This window comes from Enterobacter cloacae complex sp. IR5450, from assembly GCF_049238665.1.
Taxonomy (GTDB): domain Bacteria; phylum Pseudomonadota; class Gammaproteobacteria; order Enterobacterales; family Enterobacteriaceae; genus Enterobacter; species Enterobacter hormaechei_C.
The window spans coordinates 102,809-125,904 of record NZ_JBMKIC010000012.1; the positions used below are offsets into that span (position 1 = coordinate 102,809).

At 50.6% G+C, this 23,096-nt stretch carries 25 protein-coding genes and 1 pseudogene; 10 read left to right on the forward strand and 16 right to left on the reverse strand.

Annotation, left to right across the window (positions count from 1 at the left end; translation table 11 throughout):
- Window positions 1-30: 30 nt before the first annotated feature.
- The 13 genes from ACOTYB_RS11890 to ACOTYB_RS11950 form a co-directional block, all read right to left on the reverse strand.
- The gene (locus ACOTYB_RS11890) at window positions 31-1,530 is read right to left on the reverse strand and encodes a helix-hairpin-helix domain-containing protein (protein WP_001284318.1); all 1,500 of its coding nucleotides are present in this window, start codon (window positions 1,528-1,530) and stop codon (window positions 31-33) included.
- A 25-nt stretch (window positions 1,531-1,555) separates the two neighbouring features.
- Window positions 1,556-3,193, reverse strand: coding sequence for a PP2C family serine/threonine-protein phosphatase (locus ACOTYB_RS11895; RefSeq protein WP_000081059.1), 1,638 nt, complete (start codon window positions 3,191-3,193; stop codon window positions 1,556-1,558).
- Window positions 3,193-4,233, reverse strand: coding sequence for a TerY-C metal binding domain-containing protein (locus ACOTYB_RS11900; protein WP_001253656.1), 1,041 nt, complete (start codon window positions 4,231-4,233; stop codon window positions 3,193-3,195). The genes ACOTYB_RS11895 and ACOTYB_RS11900 overlap by 1 nt, the downstream gene beginning before the upstream one ends.
- 84 nt (window positions 4,234-4,317) lie before the next feature.
- Window positions 4,318-4,956, reverse strand: a complete 639-nt coding sequence (locus ACOTYB_RS11905; RefSeq protein WP_001253658.1) for a vWA domain-containing protein — start codon at window positions 4,954-4,956, stop codon at window positions 4,318-4,320.
- Window positions 4,956-5,597 carry a TerD family protein gene (locus ACOTYB_RS11910; protein WP_000116681.1) on the reverse strand — a complete coding sequence of 214 codons (642 nt, stop codon included), beginning with the start codon at window positions 5,595-5,597 and terminating at the stop codon, window positions 4,956-4,958. The genes ACOTYB_RS11905 and ACOTYB_RS11910 overlap by 1 nt, the downstream gene beginning before the upstream one ends.
- 22 nt (window positions 5,598-5,619) lie before the next feature.
- The gene (locus ACOTYB_RS11915; protein WP_001253657.1) at window positions 5,620-6,258 is read right to left on the reverse strand and encodes a vWA domain-containing protein; all 639 of its coding nucleotides are present in this window, start codon (window positions 6,256-6,258) and stop codon (window positions 5,620-5,622) included.
- A 462-nt stretch (window positions 6,259-6,720) separates the two neighbouring features.
- Window positions 6,721-7,188, reverse strand: coding sequence for a tellurium resistance protein TerW (gene terW / locus ACOTYB_RS11920; RefSeq protein WP_001176767.1), 468 nt, complete (start codon window positions 7,186-7,188; stop codon window positions 6,721-6,723).
- Window positions 7,189-7,205: 17 nt separating this feature from the next.
- A complete protein-coding gene (locus ACOTYB_RS11925; RefSeq protein ID WP_011152964.1) occupies window positions 7,206-8,414 on the reverse strand; it encodes a DUF4236 domain-containing protein in 1,209 nt (402 codons plus the stop codon).
- A gap of 10 nt (window positions 8,415-8,424) precedes the next feature.
- The gene (locus ACOTYB_RS11930; RefSeq protein ID WP_011152965.1) at window positions 8,425-9,381 is read right to left on the reverse strand and encodes an HpcH/HpaI aldolase/citrate lyase family protein; all 957 of its coding nucleotides are present in this window, start codon (window positions 9,379-9,381) and stop codon (window positions 8,425-8,427) included.
- On the reverse strand, window positions 9,381-10,460 hold the full coding sequence (locus ACOTYB_RS11935; RefSeq protein WP_001585166.1) for a cysteine protease StiP family protein: 1,080 nt from the start codon (window positions 10,458-10,460) through the stop codon (window positions 9,381-9,383). Before ACOTYB_RS11935 ends, ACOTYB_RS11930 begins: the two co-directional genes overlap by 1 nt.
- Window position 10,461: 1 nt before the next feature.
- On the reverse strand, window positions 10,462-11,235 hold the full coding sequence (locus tag ACOTYB_RS11940) for a hypothetical protein (RefSeq protein WP_001040058.1): 774 nt from the start codon (window positions 11,233-11,235) through the stop codon (window positions 10,462-10,464).
- On the reverse strand, window positions 11,228-12,370 hold the full coding sequence (locus tag ACOTYB_RS11945; protein WP_001280115.1) for a phosphoribosyltransferase domain-containing protein: 1,143 nt from the start codon (window positions 12,368-12,370) through the stop codon (window positions 11,228-11,230). The genes ACOTYB_RS11940 and ACOTYB_RS11945 overlap by 8 nt, the downstream gene beginning before the upstream one ends.
- Window positions 12,371-12,379: 9 nt before the next feature.
- Window positions 12,380-13,438, reverse strand: coding sequence for an ATP-grasp domain-containing protein (locus ACOTYB_RS11950; protein ID WP_012695441.1), 1,059 nt, complete (start codon window positions 13,436-13,438; stop codon window positions 12,380-12,382).
- Window positions 13,439-13,758: 320 nt separating this feature from the next.
- Here ACOTYB_RS11950 and ACOTYB_RS11955 point away from each other — a divergent pair, with 320 nt between their 5' ends.
- The 8 genes from ACOTYB_RS11955 to ACOTYB_RS11990 all read left to right on the forward strand — a co-directional run bounded on the left by ACOTYB_RS11955 (window position 13,759) and on the right by ACOTYB_RS11990 (window position 20,525).
- Window positions 13,759-14,340: a tellurium resistance-associated protein TerZ gene (locus tag ACOTYB_RS11955; protein WP_000254137.1), complete on the forward strand. Its 582-nt coding sequence runs from the start codon at window positions 13,759-13,761 to the stop codon at window positions 14,338-14,340.
- Window positions 14,340-15,497, forward strand: coding sequence for a TerD family protein (locus ACOTYB_RS11960; RefSeq protein ID WP_001054786.1), 1,158 nt, complete (start codon window positions 14,340-14,342; stop codon window positions 15,495-15,497). Before ACOTYB_RS11955 ends, ACOTYB_RS11960 begins: the two co-directional genes overlap by 1 nt.
- Before the next feature lie 22 nt (window positions 15,498-15,519).
- Window positions 15,520-15,975: a tellurite resistance TerB family protein gene (locus ACOTYB_RS11965; RefSeq protein WP_000007449.1), complete on the forward strand. Its 456-nt coding sequence runs from the start codon at window positions 15,520-15,522 to the stop codon at window positions 15,973-15,975.
- A 22-nt stretch (window positions 15,976-15,997) separates the two neighbouring features.
- Window positions 15,998-17,038 carry a tellurium resistance membrane protein TerC gene (gene terC / locus ACOTYB_RS11970; RefSeq protein ID WP_000255079.1) on the forward strand — a complete coding sequence of 347 codons (1,041 nt, stop codon included), beginning with the start codon at window positions 15,998-16,000 and terminating at the stop codon, window positions 17,036-17,038.
- Window positions 17,039-17,086: 48 nt separating this feature from the next.
- On the forward strand, window positions 17,087-17,665 hold the full coding sequence (terD, locus tag ACOTYB_RS11975; protein WP_000116680.1) for a tellurium resistance membrane protein TerD: 579 nt from the start codon (window positions 17,087-17,089) through the stop codon (window positions 17,663-17,665).
- Window positions 17,666-17,733: 68 nt separating this feature from the next.
- Window positions 17,734-18,309 carry a TerD family protein gene (locus ACOTYB_RS11980; protein ID WP_000301247.1) on the forward strand — a complete coding sequence of 192 codons (576 nt, stop codon included), beginning with the start codon at window positions 17,734-17,736 and terminating at the stop codon, window positions 18,307-18,309.
- Between the two features lie 428 nt (window positions 18,310-18,737).
- Window positions 18,738-19,979 carry a vWA domain-containing protein gene (locus tag ACOTYB_RS11985; protein WP_001053340.1) on the forward strand — a complete coding sequence of 414 codons (1,242 nt, stop codon included), beginning with the start codon at window positions 18,738-18,740 and terminating at the stop codon, window positions 19,977-19,979.
- A gap of 90 nt (window positions 19,980-20,069) precedes the next feature.
- On the forward strand, window positions 20,070-20,525 hold the full coding sequence (locus tag ACOTYB_RS11990; RefSeq protein WP_000374058.1) for a hypothetical protein: 456 nt from the start codon (window positions 20,070-20,072) through the stop codon (window positions 20,523-20,525).
- A 240-nt stretch (window positions 20,526-20,765) separates the two neighbouring features.
- Here the strand turns inward: ACOTYB_RS11990 and ACOTYB_RS11995 are convergent, their stop codons facing one another.
- Window positions 20,766-20,957, reverse strand: coding sequence for a DUF7706 family protein (locus tag ACOTYB_RS11995; RefSeq protein WP_000398479.1), 192 nt, complete (start codon window positions 20,955-20,957; stop codon window positions 20,766-20,768).
- A gap of 91 nt (window positions 20,958-21,048) precedes the next feature.
- A complete protein-coding gene (locus tag ACOTYB_RS12000; RefSeq protein ID WP_001151572.1) occupies window positions 21,049-21,390 on the reverse strand; it encodes a hypothetical protein in 342 nt (113 codons plus the stop codon).
- A 625-nt stretch (window positions 21,391-22,015) separates the two neighbouring features.
- Here ACOTYB_RS12000 and ACOTYB_RS12005 point away from each other — a divergent pair.
- Window positions 22,016-22,236: pseudogene (locus ACOTYB_RS12005) on the forward strand (type I restriction-modification system subunit M N-terminal domain-containing protein); the annotation flags it as partial.
- A gap of 140 nt (window positions 22,237-22,376) precedes the next feature.
- Entirely contained in the window at window positions 22,377-22,631 is a 255-nt protein-coding gene (locus ACOTYB_RS12010; RefSeq protein WP_000880375.1) for a hypothetical protein, read from the forward strand.
- Between the two features lie 2 nt (window positions 22,632-22,633).
- Here the strand turns inward: ACOTYB_RS12010 and ACOTYB_RS12015 are convergent.
- The coding region (locus tag ACOTYB_RS12015) for a 3'-5' exonuclease (RefSeq protein WP_276526050.1) at window positions 22,634-23,096 on the reverse strand (463 nt) is incomplete at its 5' end.

A 23,096-nucleotide genomic window follows, 5' to 3' on the forward strand; every position in this document is an offset into this window, starting at 1 on the left:
CCAGAACGTTTTAGTCGTTATGGGCGTCCGTTAGTTTTCTACTAACTGAACGACGACCAGCCTGCCGCCTTCCTCCTTTGACAGAACAAACTGAGCGTTATTCGTCAGTTCAATTTTTTCCCCAATGGCAATCTGTCGTTTATCCGGTAATGACATAAGCCCATTTATGCCTTCATTTACTAACCACCACTGATCGTTATGGAAAACAAAATACCCAACTCGTTTCCTTTGCAAATCGGTTGTACGCTCATTTGGCGCAATGAGGCGATTCACATGCCACGCATAGATTGACTGCCCGCTCCACACCATCAACCGGTGGTCGTCAGGACGATAACTGCCTTCCTTTCGGGAAGAATATAAATTTAGAACCGGTAATTTACCCTTGTATGGCGTACCGCAGTAGGGACAAACCGGCTTTGTCTTACCCGAGAAAACGTACCATTTCTGTTCACACGCCTTGTTCTGGCAGGGCTGTATCAGATCGACTGTTTTAACCAGGGCGCTTTCCCACTCATCGGCGGTCGGGCGTTTAGTGGCATCGTGTAAGCCATCTATAAAGGCGCGCTCAAACAAAGGTGTCAGATAAGGGCCCATGATGGTGTAAGGAATTTTCTCCGGGTCAGCCCAGGGCAGTGAAAAGGACGATAGCTGACTGACTTTGACTGCATTGCTTTTGTCTGTCGGATGTTCAATGAAGAGTGCCTTCTCACCCATAGATAAGGTCTCATCACGTACTTCATCCGACATGTCATGTATTTTTCCGCCACGTAGCGGATGACGGAAGAACAGATACATGTAGATAAGCACCGACAGCGCATGACGGTCAGTAGTAATGCTTGGCAATACGCGGTTCGGATCCTCTTTGGAAAGATGACTGGTTTTCACCACTTCCGGAGCGATAAAATCCGGGGTGCCCACCACGTCGGGAGGATACTTTCCAGGGACAACCAGGCCGTCTACGTCAATGATGCAGGCATGTCCCATTTCTGGATCGATAAGCACGTTTTTATAGCTTAGATCGCTGTGACAGAGACCTGCCGCATGCATCCTTCTGACGGCTCTTGTCAGCAGCAGACAGACCTTGAGATAGGTAAGCGTATTGCCTCGTTCACGTGGGTCGAGAAATTTGTTCTGGTTGCTGGCGCTGGCAAACCATTTGCCTTCCTTTTCACGACCTTTTATGCCAAGAAAATCATCGTTTTTAGAGCCGTATTTAAAGAAAAAGTAGCTTTTGTAGGTTGGAACCACGATGCCGATTTTATGCCCATGCTCAACAACATGGGTCGGCCAGCAAAACAGGTCCTTCCAGTATTCACCTCCGGACTGGCCAAAAATGTTTTGCCTGTAGCGTCCGGTGATCATATCAATCCGATCCCGGGCCTGCTCGTTCTGCGGTTTATGATAAAAAGCGACGACGTATGATTTATCAGGCGAAAAGTAAACATCCTTCATCGAGCCCGAACCAATTACCTCGTCAACATACTGGACTGTTTCGCCGTCCTTTGTTTTGCACGTAACGATATTTGCCATATTGATCACCGAAAAAGCGTATCCCTTACCACAACACCGCAATAGTGCGGTCATCATGGTTCCCTGTGGAGAAAAAGTTAAGCCAGTCGCCTAACCTCTCAGGCGCAATACTGGCGTCTGTAAGGACAGGGTTGAGCTCATCAACGAGACGGGTCCATTTTTCGTCACTGCGAAGCCCATTATCCGTCTCAAACAGAGGGTCTGAGACGCCGTCTGTCATGAGGATCAAGTGAGATACATCATTCCATTTACCCACGCTGATGCGGCCGCTAAACGAGGGGTCTGCGATAATGCTCTGGTCAAGGAAACGGGTTTGTCCTGCGTATTCTCCGCTATCGGGATTTCCCAGTATCCTGACTTTACCGGAAGGGCTGTATGCACCTATCGCACCATCACCAAGCCAGAATGCAGCCGCAAACAGCTCGTTATCAGTTCGTAGCGCTACAGTTGCCAGAAGGGTTGTTGAATAGGATTTCACAGGTTGTTCTGCACAAATGGCTTCGTTCTGGATACTGTTGACCGCGAGCGTAGCTGCCTGTTTAAAATGATGAAGCATGGCGTTTATTGTTGCCTGCTGATCGCTCCCTTCCCACGCCGTGATGTGCTGCTTTAAATGGACGCCTTTCACACCACTGAGCTGATTTAAAAGGTAATCGCCAGCCGTTTTGACTGCAATCCGGGAGCCTTCCCGGGAATTTACCGCACTACCGGCTCCGTCTGCGACCAGCATGACAGACCATCCTGTTTCCTGGCAGTGGTTGATGTAGAAGTCGTCATCTCTGAAGCTTCCGGCATGCTCATGAGAGCGTCCCCGGCGACTGGCGGCAGCAATACGTATATCACCCCTGACCAGGCCAGCAGCGTCCAGATGGGACTTAGGGTAGGGAGCGTCTGCTGGTGGCTCTACCACCTTCCACAGGCTTCTCGGATCGGGATTGATTATAAATAGCTGTTTTGTTTCACATTCGTCGTGCGACGTGCATGACCAGATTACTGAAAGCTCTATATCGCCGCTTTCGGTGGGAGTACCTGTCAGCAACTCCTGTTCTTTGTCAAAAGACAGGCCAATGTTCCGGGGAAAGACAACGTCCCTGACAGTAGCCTGCTGGCCCTCACCCAGAACGATAGCAACCGGCGAAGAGAAACGTTCGCCTGCGCGGGCGTTGGGGATCGTTATTTTAGCTCTCGGGGGAACGGCAGGTGGCACAGCTAAGCTGGCCCGCTGCTGGCCTGTCGGTATCTGCCCGGGTTTTAATACCAGGGAAGACAGGTTTTCGTCTTCCCTCTGTGCTGGTTTATCAAATTCGTAATAAGGCATCAGCTTCCAGAACGGAGGATGAGGCTCATTTTCTGGCAGGGGTTGCAGTGCTGATGTATCGGTAGCGTCAATGCCCGGGTTATCAGCAACACTTACGACCGTTTGTTGCTGATCGGAAAGACTGGATGCTGACGAGGCGGCAATCTCTGCGTCGTTATCACCTTCGCTAACCCGCGCAGATAAACCCTGTGCAAGGCTCTCAATCCGCTCTTTAAGCCGCATAATTTCTTCGGTAAGGGATGGGTCCTGCGATAGAAGTAAAAGCCGCTCACCTTCAACAGGGTGGCCCAGCTCAGACAGAACTAAGCGGATAATCTTCTCTTCAAGTAAAGCATTTTGCGACATCAACCTCTCCCTCTGTTTACGTCGAAGTTAGTGTTTCCGCCATCATTGCTGAATGACAGGCCTGTTTCACACCACGGGCAGATCACGTCATCCGGGCCGTCAATACACAGCAACTTTCCGCATGAGCACAGGGCAAACGCACTGGCATTACCGCAGTGGGGGCAACCCGGTACGCCATGCAGTTCGCTGGTATTTACCTGCAAACCGGTAGCGGTGGCATCTGACCACGCAAAATAGTCCTCATCGATGGGATAGCATCCGGCAATATTAAAGCTGTTCAGGTTCAGACTGAAATCGAGCCCGGAAACCCTTGCTGGTGGCCGTTCATACTTCATCAGGTACGGACGACGGGTCTTGCTGCAACGGCCGGTAAGCGTAACGCAGTTTTCGTCGTACGCTTTTACTGGCTCGTCCTTGGCCAGCCGGACTATGTATTCAGTCTGGCTGAGCTCAGGTTGTTTGTCGTCCCCGACGCTGCGGCTGTGCGCCGTAACCGAGGCCGTGATCCATTTGATGAAGCGGGTAAAGTCCCCTTCCTGAGATTCGGTGAACAGCATGACATTCTCTGTCAGTTGCCGCAGGATATTCAGGTCCGCTGACGGCCCCAGGCCAACGGCAATGAGATTCACTTTACTCGCGTAGTGATCCTTCCAGCGCTTCACTTCTGCGGTTGTGTCGTCAGTCGGACGTCCGTCGGTAAGGAGATACACGACGGGTTTCCAGTCGCCTTTAGCCTCATGAGTGGTTTTTCTGACCTGGGTATCAATTTGCACGGTCAGCTCACGCAATGCAGCTCCAAGGCTCGTACCGCCGCCAACGGGAAGGCGGGGAGGGTAGAACGAGGCAATTTCGTGAAGAGGTACAATCGTACGGGCTACACCGGCAAATGCGATTACCGAGACCCAGGCTGTTTCAAGTGCGTGTGGATCCTTTCTTAAATCTCCGACGATCATTTGCAGACCATCAGTCATTTTTTTCAGGTTTTCACCAATCATGGACTCTGAACAGTCCAGGACAAAAAACACGGGAAGGCGTCTCATAATTTTCCTCGTACGGCTGGTACGGCCAGCAGAAAACGTTGCTGTACAGAAAGGTGCTGCCCGGAAACAGCACCTTTCTGTCTGTCAGAGCACCAGCTGGATTTCTGGTGGAGGAGGGGGAAGGGTATCAGTTCCGTTATTAATCCCCGCGCTTGTGCTGCCGGAAGACACGCTGGCCGATACCCATTTAAAGAAACCTGCAAACGCGGTTGAATCTAGCGTCTCCAGAGACACAACCTTATCGGTGAGCTGTTTTAAGTGCTCATGGCCTGCTTTAGGACCAACGGCGCAGGCAATGATGGATCCGAATCCCCGGCCGCGAATCGCTTTTACCGCTTCACCGTACGCCAGGGCATCAGAAGGGGTTCCATCAGTCATCAGGAATACCAGAGGACGCCAGTCTCCTTTGGTATCACCATCTGAGCGACGTACATCCCGTTCAACACACTGCATCAGACATTCAAGGGCAGCACCGGTGAACGTCCCGCCTGCGCTTGGCACAACGATGTCAGAAAACTGGAAGTCTTCCAGCGGCGTGAGAGGAATGAACTCACGCGCCTCATTGTCATAGGTGATAATGGAGATATGAACGCTTTCGAGGGCGTAGGGATCCTGGCGAAGAGCGCTAAGCATCGCCTGAATTCCAACGTTAACGGAATGGATTGACTCACCGCGCATCGAGCCGGATGTGTCGATAACAAGGTAAACAGGCAGGCGGCGCATCACATGTAATTCCTCAGGTGCGAGACAAACGAATCTGATTCTGAAGGCTCACCAATTGCCCTGAGTTTCCAGCCTGTAGCCTCGCGTATCAGCTCGGCAAAGACCATGGAGCGCTGGCTGGCGAAGGCGGGTCCGCCAGAAAGATCGAATCGTGCCATTTCAATATTACGGGCATCTACTGCCCGGATGAAGGCATTCTGAACTTTACCAAAGTGCTGCTGGAGCTTTTCACCATTGTAGATCTGAACGATGAACACAATTTTCTCGTACTGAGCGTCAAGGGAATTCAGGCGCACAATAATTTGCTCATCGTCACCGTCACCGGCTCCGGTTCGGTTATCGCCCGTCAGCCAGATATTGCCTGACTTATGGCGAAGGCTGTTGAAAAAGATGATATCGCCATTCACAAGCGTTGGTTTACCATTTTCCACATTGCCGAGATCGGTCACCTTTCCGGCTGAATTACACAGGAAAGCGATCACATCAAGGTCGTATTCTTCTTCTTTTTTACCAAAGATCCCGCCGAGAAAACCTTTCTTTTCCTCATTAATATCCCAACCGAGGCCGATAGTAACGGACGAGAGATCGTATTCATTTTTTTTCAGGCTTACGCCCTGGCCTTTGCTCAGACTGACAGACATGATATCCCCTTAATCAATAAAATTATAAGACCACATTTACTTCTGGCGGCGGCGGTGGCAGGTCTTCAAGACCGATCACTTCTTTTTTGCTGGACTCCACTTTCTGACTGCCTACCGAAATGCTCGCACTGACCCATTTAAAGAAAGCTTTAATCGTCGAACTGTCAGCTGTATCGAGCTGAACCACGATTTCAGTGATTTCTTTGAGGACGCTGGTATCGGCATCATGCCCGGCTGCACATGCCACAACAACGCCGGTTCTGGCCGCTTTAAAGTCATTCAGGCCTTTACGCCAGTCATCATTCGGACTTCCATCCGTCATCAGGAATACAAGGGGACGCCAGTCACCTTTAGTGTCAGCCGTCGTTTTCTGTACTTCTTTGGCAATGGAGCTGGCCGTGAGGGAAAGCGCTTCGCCAAGAGACGTGGTGCCGCTGGCTGTTAGTGCTGGCATCTGGAAACTCAGGAGGTCTGTCAGGGGGACTGCCTGTCGGGCTGAAGAATCAAAGGTGATCACTGACACGTGAGCCGTTTCGAGTGCATACGGATCCTGTTTCAGCGTGGTAAGCAGCGTCTGAACGCCATTTTTAACCGCTTCGATAGGCTCTCCGTGCATAGAGCCGGACGTGTCGAGTAGCAGATATACGGGTAAGCGTCTCAAATGTAATTCCTTCTTAAGAGATCGGAAGAGGAGAGTAGTTTCAGGAAGAGGCCAGGGTTTGTTGATTTGATAAAACGGCACGACATCTGTCGGGTGGAGATTAAATACTCAGAAGCGGCATTAAAGAAATAAGTTAACCACCATAGAATTACCGACATGTGAATGGCCTCTTATCAACAGAAAAATAATTCAGACCGGACTGGAATATAAGATTTCTGAAAAAACTCGGACAAATAAACTGTCTTATGTATGAAATTCATCATACATCACAGATCTGCATGAATGGAGTGTAAAACGCCCAAAGATTGATGTGTAGCACAAGAGGATGTCAAGACACCAGGTTTTGTAGTCAGTAAGGCGCTGCTGGCATTGCGGGAGGAGAATAGATCAAAACTACGTCACGCCAATACAGAGGTAAAATATGACAAAACCGGGGTTTTCACCCCGGTCTGAGATTTAGCGTCAGGACTTTTTAGCGCTGTATTCTTTTATCAGTTCGTCAACGGAGTGCAGAGCCAGCTTCTCTACCGCTTCACTTCGGGTCGAGCCACTCAGCGCAGCCAGACGGTCAATTTTTCTTAAGATCCGCATGCGTAGCGATAAGGACACGGCTGTTTTTTTATCCTTATCGAGTACGACCTTCCCTGTAGACTCACCGGTTTTCAGTTCAGCATTCTGTGCGAGCGCTTCATTCATCCGGCGAAGGGTCTTTTTATCCAGCTGGCCCGGATTAACGAGATGGTAGGAATGACCTGCCTTGCTGTATTTGATCTCCGCAGAATATGACTCGCGTAGCTCTTTGAGGGCCCGGGTTAATGTCGGCTCTGAGCATTCCAGACTGGTTATAATGTCGGCAGCGGAAACGGGCTTGCCGGTGCCCAGTAAGTTGGCAAGCTTAAAAATCCGGGCCTGTCTGGTATTTAATTGCATCGTAAGATTTAGCCTGCTTAAAGGGTTAGTGGTTCAATAGGCTGAAAAATGAAGGTACTGCTCATCTTTCGAATAACCGGGTGATCGCCTAACGCTTCAACCGGATCAATGTGTTCTATGCCTGCAAAATTTACTGACGACATCTGGCTGCGAGTGCATTTGCAGGACAGGATATACTCATCCTCCAGATAGCCGGTCCGCTTACTGACCCGTTGCGTAAAGCCTGACACAATCACGTTGTCGAAAGGTAGCGTATGTAAAACGATACCGACCAGGCGGAACAAGCAGCCATGGACGTGGCGGGCATAGTTTTCGCGTACGGCTTTTTGCGTCATGGCTTTTTCCGTCAGCTCCGTGCCCCGGGCATTAACGCCGTAAATCTTATCAGGGAAATCTTCAATCTCAGCTAAATCAACGTCCAGCAGGACTGCTGATAGCTCCGGCTTTACTTCAAATGCAACAATCGTTTCACGCGGCCATTCAGTTTCTGCCAGCACACCCGCCAGGTATGATTCGAAAAACGCGGCGTCTGTCCGGAACTGCTGCCGGGCATCTGCCTGAGCCGTGGCGAGCCGTTTTTCATGTTCTTCTGCTTCAAACTTCCAGTTTGCATACTGTTCGGCCCAGGCCGTCCGTTGTTGCTGGTACCGGTGCTGTCGAAGGGTATTCTCACGCTCCACATCAATCAGCTCCTGCTGCCACCGGCGAAGATTTTCGGCGTGGCGCTCAGCTTTAGCTGATTCCGATTCAAACCATTTACCCAGAAAACTAATGCCTTCGCTCTCGGCAGGCTTTTCCGGCAATGCAAGGTAGTCTGGCTTTTCTGGACGCACCGGTGCCGGAACCTGAAAAGGCGACGTTCTGTTATGCAGGTATACTGCTTCCAGCTCTGCCCAGCTGATGCCTGTTTTTGGATCCGGCGTCAGCTCGTGAATATTACGGATTGCGGTTACCGCTGACATGAGTTCAGCGGCTTCCTGCTCAAGCGCCTGTCTGAGCCCCGGGTCGGTTGCCGTCCGGTTTCCACCTCCGGAACGCGCGGCCCGGTCAAGCCGGGTACGGTAACTCAGCCCGGTACCGGGCAAGCCCAGATTGGCATAGGTCCCCCGGCTACCAAAAGAAACGGAAGCACCTCTCGGCCCGACACTCAGGCTCGGTGCACCGTTACTCAGGTTGAGGCGAACGCCAGGAATAATGTTGATCGACTTTCTGAACCTGAACCCCATTATGATTTCCTTAATGATGCTGGGTCACGGTAAGTAATCTGATTCCATCAGCGCTTTGCTCGTTCTGTAACCCATAAAAACGAGCTCTGTCCAGAATGCCAGCCGCCCAGCGGCGATGTGTGGCGGGTTCACACATTGCTCCCTGCGACTTAAACACGGCCTGGGTAGAGTTCAGGATCCGCAGAGCGTCAGAATACTCACCCTGAGTGACCATCAGCGCGTTTTGAATGACCTCTATCTGACCCGGGTGAATGGCCGTTTTCCCAACAAGCCCATGTGCCATATCAAGAGCCAGCTCTCTGGCCATAACGGCATGATCGTCAATATGCTCACATACGGGCGCGGTCAGGGCAAAATCACGCGGGCCGAAGACTGAAACGAGCATTTTGATGACGTAGCCCATCGGGCTGTCATACAGCGTCAGGTCCCGGGGGCGGCGAAGCGACACAACGTTCATAAGATCGTTGCCGCCGATTCGAAGCGCAATAATGCGGTCGTGGCAGGGATGTTCCACCAGGCGAGTGGCCAGCTCGCGCATCTGAACCACGTCAAAGACGTCTTCTGTTTCCAGCGTTGGCATCATGCACAGGTGAGTCCCGCCCATGATATCCCACCATTCAGCTAACGAACTGAGGGTAAATTTCGGCAACACAAACCCATCGACAGCGGAAAGATCATAATGCGCTTTTAACCATCTGCCCATTTCGGCATGCCGAGGGCGAATGAACACCAGAGGCCAGTCATTTTTACCCAGGCTACGCATGCTGTTACTGAGCTCGTGCAGCAGGTGCTCCAGATTTTTGAGGGCGATGGGGATGTCTGCTTCACTGACAGCATCCTCCAGGCAAATCACCAGAGAGCGCAAACCCGGGATTTTCCCGTGCAGGACGGCATCAGCAATATCTTCCCGTGTTGCAGGCATGTATAGCGTGGCTCCCAGATTCCAGGGAGAAAGACGATTTTTCATCAGAGTACCTTCTTGATAATGGTTACAGCCCGATACTGGCCGAGGGTTCCCCCCATTTCTGTAACAACTATTCCCTTTTCACGAGCAAGCCCTACAAGCAAGGCAACGTCCGGGTCGTCAATAGAACGCACAAATACATGGTCCGGTACCCGACGTAATACAGCCCGGGTTGCTTCAGCAATACCGGGTTTAATACGATTGACGCTGTCCACTTTAAATTCATCGGCCAGGAACGCGATAACGTCGCGACTTGTCTGCCATAAGACCCGGGCTGACTCCATATTCCAGCTCAGGGTAGCGAGGGATGACGGGGTTAACTTCTTACGGAAATGGGCGACGGTATCGACAAGCATCCGGCTGCATTCGAATTCACTGAGATGCTCGCAAACCATGCACCCATGTAATCCTTCAGAGGACCATACTGACCGGGAGATCAGGCCTGATACCGGCGCACCCATGATGCCAAAAGGAATGAGCCAGTCATCATCACTGGCTGCAAGCCAGGAGCAGCCACAGGGATCGGCCAGGACAACCAGTCGCGGCTGCTCAGGATAGCCCGGGCGATCTTTCAGTGCGCGTACAAGCTCTCCGGTAATTGCGCCTTTACCTGTCCATCCGTCAACAAAGACAATACCGCTGGTACCATGGCGCTCTTCAATGACGTCGAGGGCTGCACCGTCAATTCCACGATCCCGGATAATGCTGATACCGTAATGCCATGAGGTTTTCCCCATGTCACGCAGGGCCTGGTGCAGCATAACGCCGAGCGGCACGCCAGCTCTGACGAGACTGGCCAGTACAATGGGCTCATCACCGAAGCGTTCGGCCAGAGCAATAGCGAGCTGTGTGACTTCTTTTGCAAGTCTCTCTGCGCCCCGATCCAGCGCCCGGTGAAACAAATCAAGATGCCATTGTGTTGGCGCTGGCTCCTGACTGAGCATGTCCGAATAATGTTTCTTCCCTGACTGAATCAGCTCTTCTTTTTGCTCAACCGGCGTCATCTCAATGACTACCGGCTTTAGCAGAAATTCCACGTCACCGGGCTGGTATGAGCCGGTAAATGTGTCATGTGGCTGCATTTTAATTTTCTCCAAAAATTCGCTGTGAAATGGCATCTGCAAACTGACTCTGACGCGGGATGCCAAACCAGCTGCACAGTTTCATAAAACGATGATCGCTCAGGCTGTCGCCCAGACCAATTACGGGGAAGACTCCGCGTTCAGCCCGAAGTTTTTCAAGAAGCCATCTGACTGCCAGCCCTTTCTCAACCGCGGTGGGAAGCCAGGCCACGTTATTACTGTTGCGGTGGATGTAGAAGCCCTCGGTCGGAAACACCGTTTCTATCTCATCTGCAATGGCATTGAGCTCGTCAAGGCGGGTGCTGTCGCGGTGCTTCATCACCATATAAACCGCCGTTTCACCGTATTCGAAGTTCAGCCTTGCCCAGGCATTGATCCCTTTTGCGTCCATCATTTCAGTGATCAGACGCTGCATCGATGTCAGCTTTTCCTGATAGGGAGCCAGCTGGCCGAGCATATGGGCCTTCCACTCCTCGTCGGGTTTGCCTTCTGGCGTGAGAATGACGGCCCCGTGAGTGGTGATTGCCCAGGAGTGGAAAGGGATCCGTACGCGGCTGATTTCTTCAGTTCCCCGTGCGGTAACGGGTATGAGTTCAGCCTGCTCCAGGAGCCAGTCCACCAACATGGACTGTTCTTCCGTCATAAAGCTTCGTGGATTCAGGGTGCGATCAACGGCACCGGTACGGAATGGCTCCAGGGCCAGCTCGTCCACCATTTTACGACGGGTCTGAAAGAGCGTGTCGTCAAGGTCGCTCAGAACAACGGGTTTATTCATAGGTAACAATCTCCACGACGGCCGCAACCTCAGCCAGCGCTTTAAGAAGCTGCGTGTCAATACTTTCTGCGGGTGTCTCAGTACACACAAGAATGCGGTCAAACTGCTGGTGGGCGACGTTATAGACAAAATTGGGGATGCCCAGCCCGTAGTTATCCGTAAAGGAAATGGCGGACTCAATGGCATAACCAACGGCGATAGGGGAGCGGGTGGTCGATCCATAAAATGCCTGTGCTCCGGCAGCTTCGAGCCGTTCAGCAAGCAGGAACGGCTCCCAGACGAATTCCCCGGTCCCGAGAACCAGAATACGTTCCCCCTTGTGGACGGAGACCTCATGGCCGAGATCGGCCGCAGGTGCGAGCATCCCCAGTCGGCCCCAGGACTGTTTTCCCTGGATGTCCCATTCTCCTCGTGAAGTTACGTTGACTTTCGGCATGTCCGGGACAGGTGCATCAGGTAATGGGGTCCATCCCCACTTACCGCTTACAAGAGAAACCGAAGTGACTGGTAAGGTGCTGCGCTCGGACAAGGCTTTGCCACTCCAGTCGGTAAGCGTAACGGCTATAACCTGTTCAATATGTTGAAGCTTGCCGGTATTACGCAGGGCTGAAAGCAGGTTAATAAAGGTATTACCGGTGGTTGCCTCGTCATCAATCAAAACCAGCGTTCGTGCGTTGGTAACACGACGTCTTTTCTCTTCATCATCTGGCAGATAGATCAGATGATCGGTGGCGTGGCTGTGTTCTTCCTTGAACTCGCAAAGCAACGTGCCATCAACCGGGTGACGGGTAGAGGTCAGATAGACAGATTCAGGATGCTGGTGGCGCACTTCATCAAATACACCGGCCCCAAGCCCAACGGCGGTTTCAGCCATACCGATAAACAGTACGGGTCCTGTCAGTGTCGAGGGGAACTGGCTGGCAAGCTGTCTGTAGGCCTGCCGCATGACTGAGGGTGGCACGGGAATGTGCCTGCCGAGTACTTTGCTGACAAACAGAAAGGCGCGTTTCGGGTTACGTCTTTCAGCGATGTCAAACAGGTCATCGAGCGAAACTTCACCCTGGTCGCGGGTTACCTGAATCGTACCGCATGAGAGGGTACGGCGATAAATCATATCTTCGAGGATATCAGACATAAATACGCCTTAATTCAGAAGGTTAGAGAGTGATTCCGGGTATGCAATTACATCCGTAATGGATCTCACCGCAACCGGAGAAAAGGTGTTTTTAGCGCTCTGGCGCACCATATCTTCAGACATCAGACCGAGCTTAAAGGCAGCAAATAACCCAGGAAGGTTCACCCCGCTGTGAAGGGTATAACCCACCCCCCCTGACGGACGCATGTTGGTTTCAAGCAGCACCGGGTTGCCATTCACATCGTTTCGCGTCTGAACATTCACCAGCCCGTCGGCCTTCATAACCCTGGCGCAGTCACACGCCAGTTCCCAGGCGCTTCCTTCGTTTACCAGATACTGGATAACCCCTTCCTTACGGCGTCCCACGGCTGCGAGTATTTCGCCCTTATCCGCGAGGATATCGACGGAAAATTCCGGGCCTGGCAGGTACGGCATCAAAACAAGGGGTTTAAACGACTCAGCAGCTGATGCTGCTGCAATATACTGTTGCGGACTGACCAGACGATGTTCGGGATGATTAAAGACGGCCATAGGCGAAGCACTGTCATCAAAGCGCCAGAATCCCATGCCATAGATACCCGTCACCGGCTTCACGCATACCGGGCTGTCAGTGAACGGCGGGGCCGCGAGGTGTGTTTTTAATTCTGCCAGCGTATTCACCCGCCAGGATGGTACGACCGGGAGACCCTTTTGCTCCATAAACTGAGCAAAAGTAACTTTTTCGTCAGCCAGAGTTAACCAGTCGACGCCCGTTGCACCGGTAGTAAGGGTGGCACCGGTCGATTCAATGGCTGAACGGTGTTCTTCAAACCACTGGCTGTTACGGCCAGTATGAATATGGTGGATGCCGTAGGACTGAATGGTTTCCTGGATAAACTGAAGACGTTTTTGAGGATCTTCAGGTTCAGTCAAAGAATAGTCGGCAACGGAAAGGATTTCATTTCTTTCGTTACGGTGGGAGGCAAAAACGGTAATGGCAAAATTATTTTTTTTTGCAAATGATTTTACCCCCTGAATAATATCTCGCTGGGAGGATAAACCTTCCATAAACCAAATTTTCTTGTTCATTTTTTTTAATTATCCGGAACGCCATGCAAATTTATGATTGAGAAGTGAGTCTATGAGTGTCTAAGCTACATGTCAATCATAATATGATTAATAACTCCTGTGGTTATGGAGTGCGTCAGGTTTTTTGGATTCCTGATAACACATTGATATTTAAATTAAACTTAGAAAATTAACACCCTGAAAAGGATTTCTTTTTGTGTTTTTACAGAAAACTACCAAAATTTCCCTTGTCAGAGAACTTCATCATGATATGATTTTCTTCGTCAGTTACTAAATATACCTTTGATTGTCTCGGTCATTACCATTTTAAGGAATAAAACATGGTTTCATTAGTTAAGAACCAGACGGTATCACTCAGCAAAGAATCATCTGCATTAAGCCAGCTTCATTTCGGTCTCGGTTGGGATCCGGTTAAGAAAAAAGGTCTTCTTGGAGGATTGTTTGGAGGCAACGACTCAATCGATCTCGATGCTGGCTGCGTATTAATGGACAGCACCGGTAAAACAATTGACACCATCTGGTTCCGCAAACTGGAATCCACCTGCGGCGCTGTTGTGCACAGTGGCGATAACCTGACCGGTGAAGGTGACGGTGACGATGAGGTGATTAATGTCAACCTCTCCCGACTGCCTGCAAACGTTGAATACCTGGCGTTTACGGTAAACAGCTTCCGTGGTCAGTCGTTCAATGACGTCGAAAACGCGTTCTGCCGCGTTGTCGATCAAACCGGCAAAGAGCTGGCTCGCTACAAGCTGACTGAGCAGGGCTCACATACCGGGATCGTTATTTCTTCGCTGCGCCGTAATAACGGCAACTGGGACTTTACCGCCCTTGGCCATGCCTGTCGCGGCCGCACAATTGACGATATGCACTCCGATATCGTTTCAGCGGTTATTCGCTAATGAACCTGACGCCGGGGGGCAATGCCCCCGTTCCAGCCCAGGAGTTGCGGGTCCGGATCACCTCGGGCGGCCAGGTGGATGCTTCGGCGTTTCGCCTGTATGCCGACGGGAAGGTGCAGGGTGATGCGGACATGGTGTTTTATGGTCAGCCACGTAACGATGATGGTACCGTCAGCCTGGTCAGTGAAGGCCAGTACTCAACCTTTACTGTCGCGCTCAACCGGCTGAAACCTGATGTCCAGAAAATTGCGTTCACCGTGACCTGTGACGGTGGGCAGACGGTGTCCGGTCTTCGTAATCTTTCCATCGACGTGGAGCAAGGGGCTACCGGCCTGGTTAGCGGCAGTGTCGAACTGAGCGGCCGTCAGGAAGCAGCCTTAATTCTGGGTGAATTTTACCGTCGTAATAATGACTGGAAATTCCGCTTCGTTGCGCAGGGGTTCAACGGTGGACTTAAACCGCTGGCAGAGCATTTCGGCGTAAATATTGCCGACGAACCGGCTCCCGCAGCCCCGACTCCTCCGGTTGTAACCCCTCCGCCAGTTGAGACAAAAATCAGCCTGAGCAAGGTATCGCTGACAAAAGAGAAGCCTGCAATCAGCCTGACCAAACGGGATAACTTCGGTGAAATCCGGATCAACCTGAACTGGCACCGGGGCAGCGGCAAATCAGGCTTTGCAGGCATGTTCGGCTCCAAAGGAATCGACCTGGATCTGGGGGCCTTTGTTGAGCTTCAGGACGGGTATAAATCGGTCATTCAGGCGCTCGGTAATGCATTCGGTGATTATCGCGATGAACCGTATGTTCAGCTCAAGGGCGATGACCGGACGGGTGATGTATCAGACGGCGAGTGGCTGCATATCAATGGACGTGAATGGAAGCATATCCGCGAAGTGCTGATTTACGCCTTTATTTATGAAGGTGTTCCCAGCTGGGACAAGACTGATGGTGTGGTCACCATTCATGTGCCGGATCAACCGCCCATTGAGACCCGCCTGACCGAAGGTGAAAACCGTCGCACATTGTGCGCCATTGCCAGACTCGTAAACGAAAACGGCGCAATTAAAGTCGAGCGAATTAACCAGTACTTCAAAGGCCAGGACGAAATGGACCGGGCATTTGGCTGGGGATTTCGCTGGAGCGCCGGTTCTAAATAACACAGCAACAAAGGAAACAGGTATGAGCTTTTTCGACAAAGTTAAAGGTGCCATTAACTCAGGCCGTGACGAACTGACCCGCCAGGTTGGCCGTTTCAAAAACAAAAAATTCATGCAGGGCACCGTTGCTGTATGTGCCCGTATTGCCGTATCGAGTGACGGCGTAAGTTCGGAAGAAAAGCAGAAAATGATGGGCTTTCTGCGCTCTTCAGAAGAGCTGAAGGTCTTCGATACCAATGAGGTGATTGAGTTCTTCAATAAACTGGTTTCAAGCTTCGATTTCGATGTTGAAATCGGCAAGGGCGAAACCATGAAATACATCCTGGCGCTGAAAGATCAGCCTGAGGCCGCTCAGCTGGCCTTACGTGTTGGTATTGCCGTTGCGAAAAGTGACGGTAACTTCGATCAGGACGAGAAACTGGCCTCCCGCGAGATCGCTATCGCGTTGGGCTTCGACCCGGCTGAATTTGGCCTCTGATCCACATCCCTAAGGGTAAAATATGGTTTCCACACACATCGGCTTCCCGACTGAAACGGTCATTGTTTTTATTGCGCTTTCAGTCGGTGCCATCTTTATTGACCTGTTTATGCACCGTGATGACAAGCCTATTTCGCTGAAGAGTGCGGCGCTCTGGTCCGTATTCTGGGTTGTGGTTGCGATGGCATTTGCCGGTTTCCTCTATATCCACCACGGTGCTGAGGTTGCCAGTCTGTTTGTCACGGGTTATGCGCTGGAGAAAGTGCTGTCGGTCGATAACCTGTTCGTCATGATGGCCATCTTCTCCTGGTTCGCCGTTCCGGATCGTTATCGCCACCGTGTTCTCTACTGGGGGATCATTGGTGCCATTGTCTTCAGGGGCATCTTTGTCGCCATCGGTACGAGCCTGCTGAGTCTGGGGCCGTATGTTGAAGTTGTCTTCGCTATTATCGTTGCCTGGACAGCGGTCATGATGCTTAAAAGCGGTGATGACGATGATGAAATTGAGGATTACTCCCAGCATCTGGCTTACCGCATGGTTAAACGCTTCTTCCCTATCTGGCCGAAGCTCAGAGGGCATGCCTTCCTGCTTAACCAGAAGGAAGTGGATGCTGAACTGGCGAAACCAGAAAACAGCGATGTCACCATTGGCCGTGGTAAAAAAGCGGCGCTGTATGCGACCCCGCTGTTCCTGTGTGTGGCTGTGGTTGAACTCTCGGACGTAATGTTCGCGTTTGACTCGGTACCGGCAATCATTGCCGTCAGTCGTGAACCGCTTATCGTCTATAGTGCCATGATGTTTGCTATCCTGGGCCTGCGTACTCTGTACTTTGTCCTTGAGGCACTGAAACAGTACCTGGTTCATCTGGAGAAGGCCGTTATCGTGCTGCTGTTCTTCATCGCGGCAAAACTCGGCCTGAATGCGACCGATCACATCTGGCATCATGGTTACAGCATCGCGGCAACAACCAGCCTGTATGTTGTACTGGGTGTACTGGCGCTGGGCATTCTCGCAAGCGTCATGTTCCCGGGCAAACCTGAATCTGAGGAAAAGGGGAGTTAATCCCCTTAAGTGTTAACCTGAACAATTACTAATCGAAGAGGTTATTTTATGAGTGTTTCTCTTTCCAAAGGCGGGAACGTCTCCCTAAGTAAAGCAGCTCCGTCAATGAAAAACGTCCTGGTGGGCCTTGGCTGGGATGCGCGTTCAACAGACGGTCAGGACTTTGACCTGGATGCTTCAGCATTCCTGCTGGCCTCAAACGGCAAAGTGCGCGGCGATTCAGATTTCATCTTCTATAACAACCTGACGTCATCCGACGGTTCCGTAACGCACACCGGCGATAACCGCACCGGTGAGGGCGATGGTGATGATGAATCGCTGAAAATTAAACTGGACGCCGTCCCGTCTGAAGTTGACAAGATCATCTTCGTTGTGACCATCCACGATGCTCAGGCTCGTCGCCAGAGCTTTGGTCAGGTATCCGGTGCGTTTATTCGTCTGGTTAATGACGATAACCAGACTGAAGTTGCTCGCTACGATCTGACCGAAGATGCGTCCACTGAGACTGCCATGCTGTTCGGCGAGCTGTATCGCCACAATGGTGAGTGGAAATTCCGCGCAGTAGGTCAGGGTTATGCTGGTGGTCTGGCATCTGTATGTGCTCAGTACGGCATTAACGCGTCCTGATCAAAAAGTAACTTTTCTACCCGGGGCTGTTAATGCAGCCCTCATTCAACTGTTTGCAGGAGCTAAAAATGGCAGTTTCTCTCGTAAAAGGCGGCAATGTATCTCTGACCAAAGAAGCACCAACCATGAATGTTGCTATGGTTGGCCTAGGCTGGGATGCCCGTGTAACCGATGGTCAGGGTTTTGACCTGGACGCTTCCGTGTTCGCAGTAGGCGAAGACGGTAAAGTGTTGTCAGATGCGCATTTCATTTTCTTCAATAACAAAACCAGCCCTGATGGCGCGGTAGAGCACCAGGGCGACAACCGTACCGGTGAAGGCGACGGCGACGATGAGCAGGTCAAAATCGATCTGACCAAAGTCTCAGCAGATATCAAAAAACTGGTGTTTGCCGTTACCATCTATGATGCAGAAGCGCGTAAACAAAACTTCGGCATGGTGAGCAACAGCTTCATGCGCGTTTACAACAACGACAACGGCACGGAAATTGCCCGTTTCGATCTGTCTGAAGATGCCTCAACCGAAACCGCTATGGTCTTCGGTGAACTGTATCGTCATGGCGCTGAGTGGAAGTTTAAAGCTGTCGGTCAGGGCTTTGCCGGTGGCCTGGCGGCTCTTGCCTCCCAGCACGGCGTTAACATCTAAAATAACGCTGAATCATACCCCGGCAATGCCGGGGTTTTTTTTGGTTGCGATCCGCTATCAGGAGGGGGGGGGCAGAAAGGGTTCGGGAATCTCAGAAAGCAGAGAGATGTTAATTCTGACGTGAGCCTTTTAAAGGCAGGAAACGGATTTTTCTCTGGTTGCTGGTTAAAGCCTGTATTCCGTGCCTTATATCAACAGCATGCCCCTCTGATATATGTTACGTTTGCGACTTATGAAGGCACGGGTTCTGGAAGATAAAATACCCGACCAATGGAAATTCCAATTCAACAGGTATAGAAACTTCAACGTGATGAAATATGGTGTCACACCATATATACGCCTCACCAGAAATCCAGCGTCCTGAACTAAGCCAGGGGAACCTATATAAACGCTGCGCTTTAAAATAATCAAAAATCAGGAGAGTTAATGTGAATCTACAATCCGGACAAAACATACCACTTCAGCAATCTGCGATCAGGCTGAATCTTCAGTACCCTACCAAATCCGGCTTTAAAGGCGAACCCGATACCTGCCTGTTCCTGCTTAATGCTCAGGGAAAGGTCAGCGGCGATTCTGACTTTATCTTTTACAATAATCTGTCTTCTCCTGAAGGGGCAGTAAAGCTCGTTACCGGTTCTCAGCAGTCCAGCATTGAGATAGCACTGGATCGTGTTCCTGCGAACATCAGTAAAATTGCAATCACAGTTGTCATTGATGGTGAAGATACCATCAGTGGGCTCAGTTCGTTGAGCATGCAGGCTCAAGGAATCGCTGAGTTCCAGGCTGAGACTCAGGGCCGCAGTGAGAAAGCAATTATCCTGGGTGAAGTATATCGGCACAATGGCGCCTGGAAGCTTCGTGCGCTCGGGCAGGGTTTCAACGGTGGTCTTGAGCCTCTGGCCATTAGCTATGGCGTTGATGTCGCACAGCCAGCTCCGCAGCCAGCAAAGCCTGCTCGTATCAGTCTGGAAAAGAAACTGGAAACCAGATCTCCGCGCCTTGTAAGCCTCGCTAAAAAAGCCTCGGTCAGTCTTACTAAAAATAAACTGGACACCCTTGAGGCAGCGGTTGCATTTGTACTTGACGCATCCGGCTCAATGAGTGGCCAGTTCAGTAAGGGTAACGTTCAGTCTGTGCTGGACCGCATCGCCGTTCTTGCCGCCCAGTTCGACGACGACGGTGAAATGGATGTCTGGGGATTTGGAGAGAAGCATAAGAAGTATCCAAACGTCACACTGGACAACCTGGACACATATATTCAGTCCATTCGCGGGGCTGGAAAGCGTTCAGCCTGGGAGAACCTGCCGGGCCTCGGAGGGACAAACAACGAGCCTCCTGTGATGGAAGAAATAGTCGACTACTTTAAGGACTCGAAAATCCCGGTGTATGTTGTATTTATTACCGATGGCGGGATCAGCAAGACCCGGGCGATTAAAGATGCAATCCGGCGTTCTGCCAACTACCCCATCTTCTGGAAGTTTGTCGGCCTGGGTGGTTCAAGCTACGGTATCCTCAAAAATCTGGATGACTTTACTGACCGCCGGGTTGATAACACCCACTTCTTTGCCATGGATGATTTCGGTTCGATTAGCGATGAAAAGTTATATGATAATCTACTGGAAGAATTCAGACCGTGGATCGATGAAACAAAAAGGTTAGGCATCCTTTAATACGCACAGTTTGAGCTTGGTTGAATGAGCTCTACAGCAGCTTAATACTGTAGAGCCTTTGTTCATTGGAAATCGTACAGGGAGGCGCATATGGACCGCATCAAGTACCTGAAATGGATAGCTGAAGAATCACCAAGTACGGCTCAGCAGCTGGTGGCCTGGTTAAACAGAGCAAGGCACTATACGCCCGACATGAAAGAGCATCAGGCAGGTGTACAGATTCAAGAAAAGGGGATTGTTGTAGGGCTTAGACAAAGTACTAATCGTTATCATGGAGATTGTCTGACCATACATGTGGTACGGCTTCCGGAAGAAATACAAAACAAGGGATGGTTTAAGTCTTTTCTGAAGCTTTGCTGTGAATCGAATCCCTGGTGCGATGTTGTAATAGAAGACGTGAAAAACCCATATTTATTAAGCTTTTGTAAGAAACTAAACTTTACTGTATTAGATGAATTTTACCCGAATACTTACATAGTAAACACAGATGCCATTATGAGTTTACCTATCCCACCCTTAGGGAGATACGAAACCTATCTTTATTAAACCTGCGAACCTTTACCGGTTGCGTGGGGAGCGGATGGACTTCGGCTAAAGAAAAATCACATCGTCTATTTTGACCAGAAAAAGCTAATCTGCTTGATGTAATGCAGAAACGCATTACATTAATATCTTCTCCCAACAATCACCTGAACAATTCCCTGATTGCTTTTCACCTCATACCAGTGCTGGCTCATAGTTAGTCCTTAAGCAAATTTGTTATCGGAATAAAGAACGAAGCCAGCCTCATCGAGGCGCATAACCTTCTTCCCTTAACGCCTGTTGTAATTTTTCAATTGCGCTTTTCATTACCCAGGCTTCTTCGTCACTCACAGCACAGCCACGAAGATCGCTCCAGCTCAGACGTTTAACTAATTGAGCAAGGGCCATAGTTTCATTCTCATCAAGCTGCAAACTCAGTGTCTCAATACCTTCCACTATCTAACCTCCCTTATACTGAAAAATGGCGCTTTATTTCTGACCAGATGCCGAAGCCTTGAATGCGGCCGGAACTGCCGTTGTTTCTACTTTACAGAAATGGAATTAAAAAGTGGTGGTGCTGGGCACGTTTCTTTTCCAGTCGGGGTTTAAGCCAGAGCCGAAACTCATTCAACTTCTCAGCAGCCAAAACCGCTTCAACGGGGAAAACTTTATATTTACCCTGCTGCTGAGGTTCACCCAACCATCGCCTGATGGCTCCGTCAGTCCATAAACGAGTCTCTTTGAGCCTGGTTACAGTGACCCATTTCCTGGACCATTCATCAAATTGTCGCTGGCGATCCCGATAACGTTGTTCTTCCTGCTGACGAAGCCAGTCGCGATCAACAGCGAATTTTCGGTATCCAACAAAGAGCCCTTGTACTTTGGCCATGACAACATTCCGGTTTGCTTAGAACTGTTCAGACAGACATGTCAGGGATAAAGCTGAAGAAAAAGGTACAACGAAGAATAACCAAGACATAGGCCTGCCGGGTAAGTGGTGCGGTGCACAGGACTGTCGGAAAGTACGCTCAGAGAGGGTCGTTTAAGCATGATGCACCACCGCCAGCCAGCCTTAATAATGGTAATGTACCACTGGGTTACCAGACAGACCAGTAACGCATCAAACATAAAACTGTTTTTTAAAAAACGTCAGGAACGTAGCCTGACCTTTTAACCAGTGGTGTAAAAAACATACAGATTGCTCTGAGGTATGAGGTTCAGCAACTAGCCTTGTCGACGCAGAAACATTAAGTAATCAATAGCAGCTATCGCAAACAATGGTGAAAACCACCACGTGCTTTTCAACAAGCCAAGCGGCAGAAAGAGTACAGTTGCCATCGAATAAACAAAAACACGAACCATACCATCTGTAATAAACATAGGCTATTTGCAATCTGAGGTTGGATTGTAGATTTTAGTTAGAAATGGATCAAAGTCCGTTTTGTGCAAAACTTGGTTGACAACCCTCTTTTGGAAGATGTGCCGTTTCGTGCAAAAGTTGGTTGGAGGCCAAGATGGCAGAGTTCGTAGGTTCGGCTGCTTCGCAAGCTGATTTCATTTGGAAGAACGCGGAAGACCTGTGGGGGGGGATTTCAAGCATACCGACTTCGGCAAGATCATTTTGCCGTTTACTCTGCTGCGTCGATTGGAGTGCGCACTGGAGTCTACACGGGAAGCATCGCTCGATAGCCAACCAGCCACGATTGAGTTCTTAGAAGCAGAGTTCAGTGTTGATTTCGATGCGCTGCTATCTTGACCGCCAATCAGACCCGCATGGTTCAGGTTTGTGTATGAGAGTCCCCAAATGGCTGTAGTTCTAACCAAAGCCTTGATTGAAGCCGGCCGCGCCGGAAATAGTGGGTACAGAAAAGGCAGTTGCTTGCGCTGGGCGTAAGTTACCCGCCGAAAAGCGGCTGGATCGAACGACTGATCGGCACTGAGGTATCTGACGAGCAGTACGAACGCTTTCTGGGGCACAGCACGAGCAAGCAGGCTGAACAGATCCTACGCGGAGAGCAGCCAGCCAAGGGGCTTCAGTATGCAAAGCGAGCGAAGAAGCTCGCTTCTGAAAGAAAAGCCACAATTGATCTGGATAACGAGCACCTGTCTGAAATCGAAAAGTATCGGTAGCCCTAGACTTTTAGCCGCTGAAGATCTCTTAGATACCATTGGTGAAACTTGCTGAAGTCAGCCTTCTGTTTCTCTACCGTGCTGTTATAGATCGCATCACTGGTAACCGCACAAGCAGTCCAGCCAGCCTCATAGACGAAGCGAGTAGCTATCGGTGACTTCTTCGGGGTGCTATCCCAGCGGTTTTTGAGCCACCGCGCAAGCCCTTCATCAAGAGGGACCACCAGATTTAGCTGCTGTTTTGTGCGAGTGATACCGACATAAAACAGCCGACGTTCCTCCTCGATTTCCTCTTCGGCCGGAGGGGTGTTCATCGATGTGCGAACGCTGTAAACATCATCGGGTTTGCCGCCAGGAAATTCCTGCTCATTCAGCCCGATCAGGGGTCGTCTCAGAAAACGGAATCTATGGTCACTCCCGTTTTTGCAACACCGATTTTGACGACAAGTTGGCTTGCTTGAATCT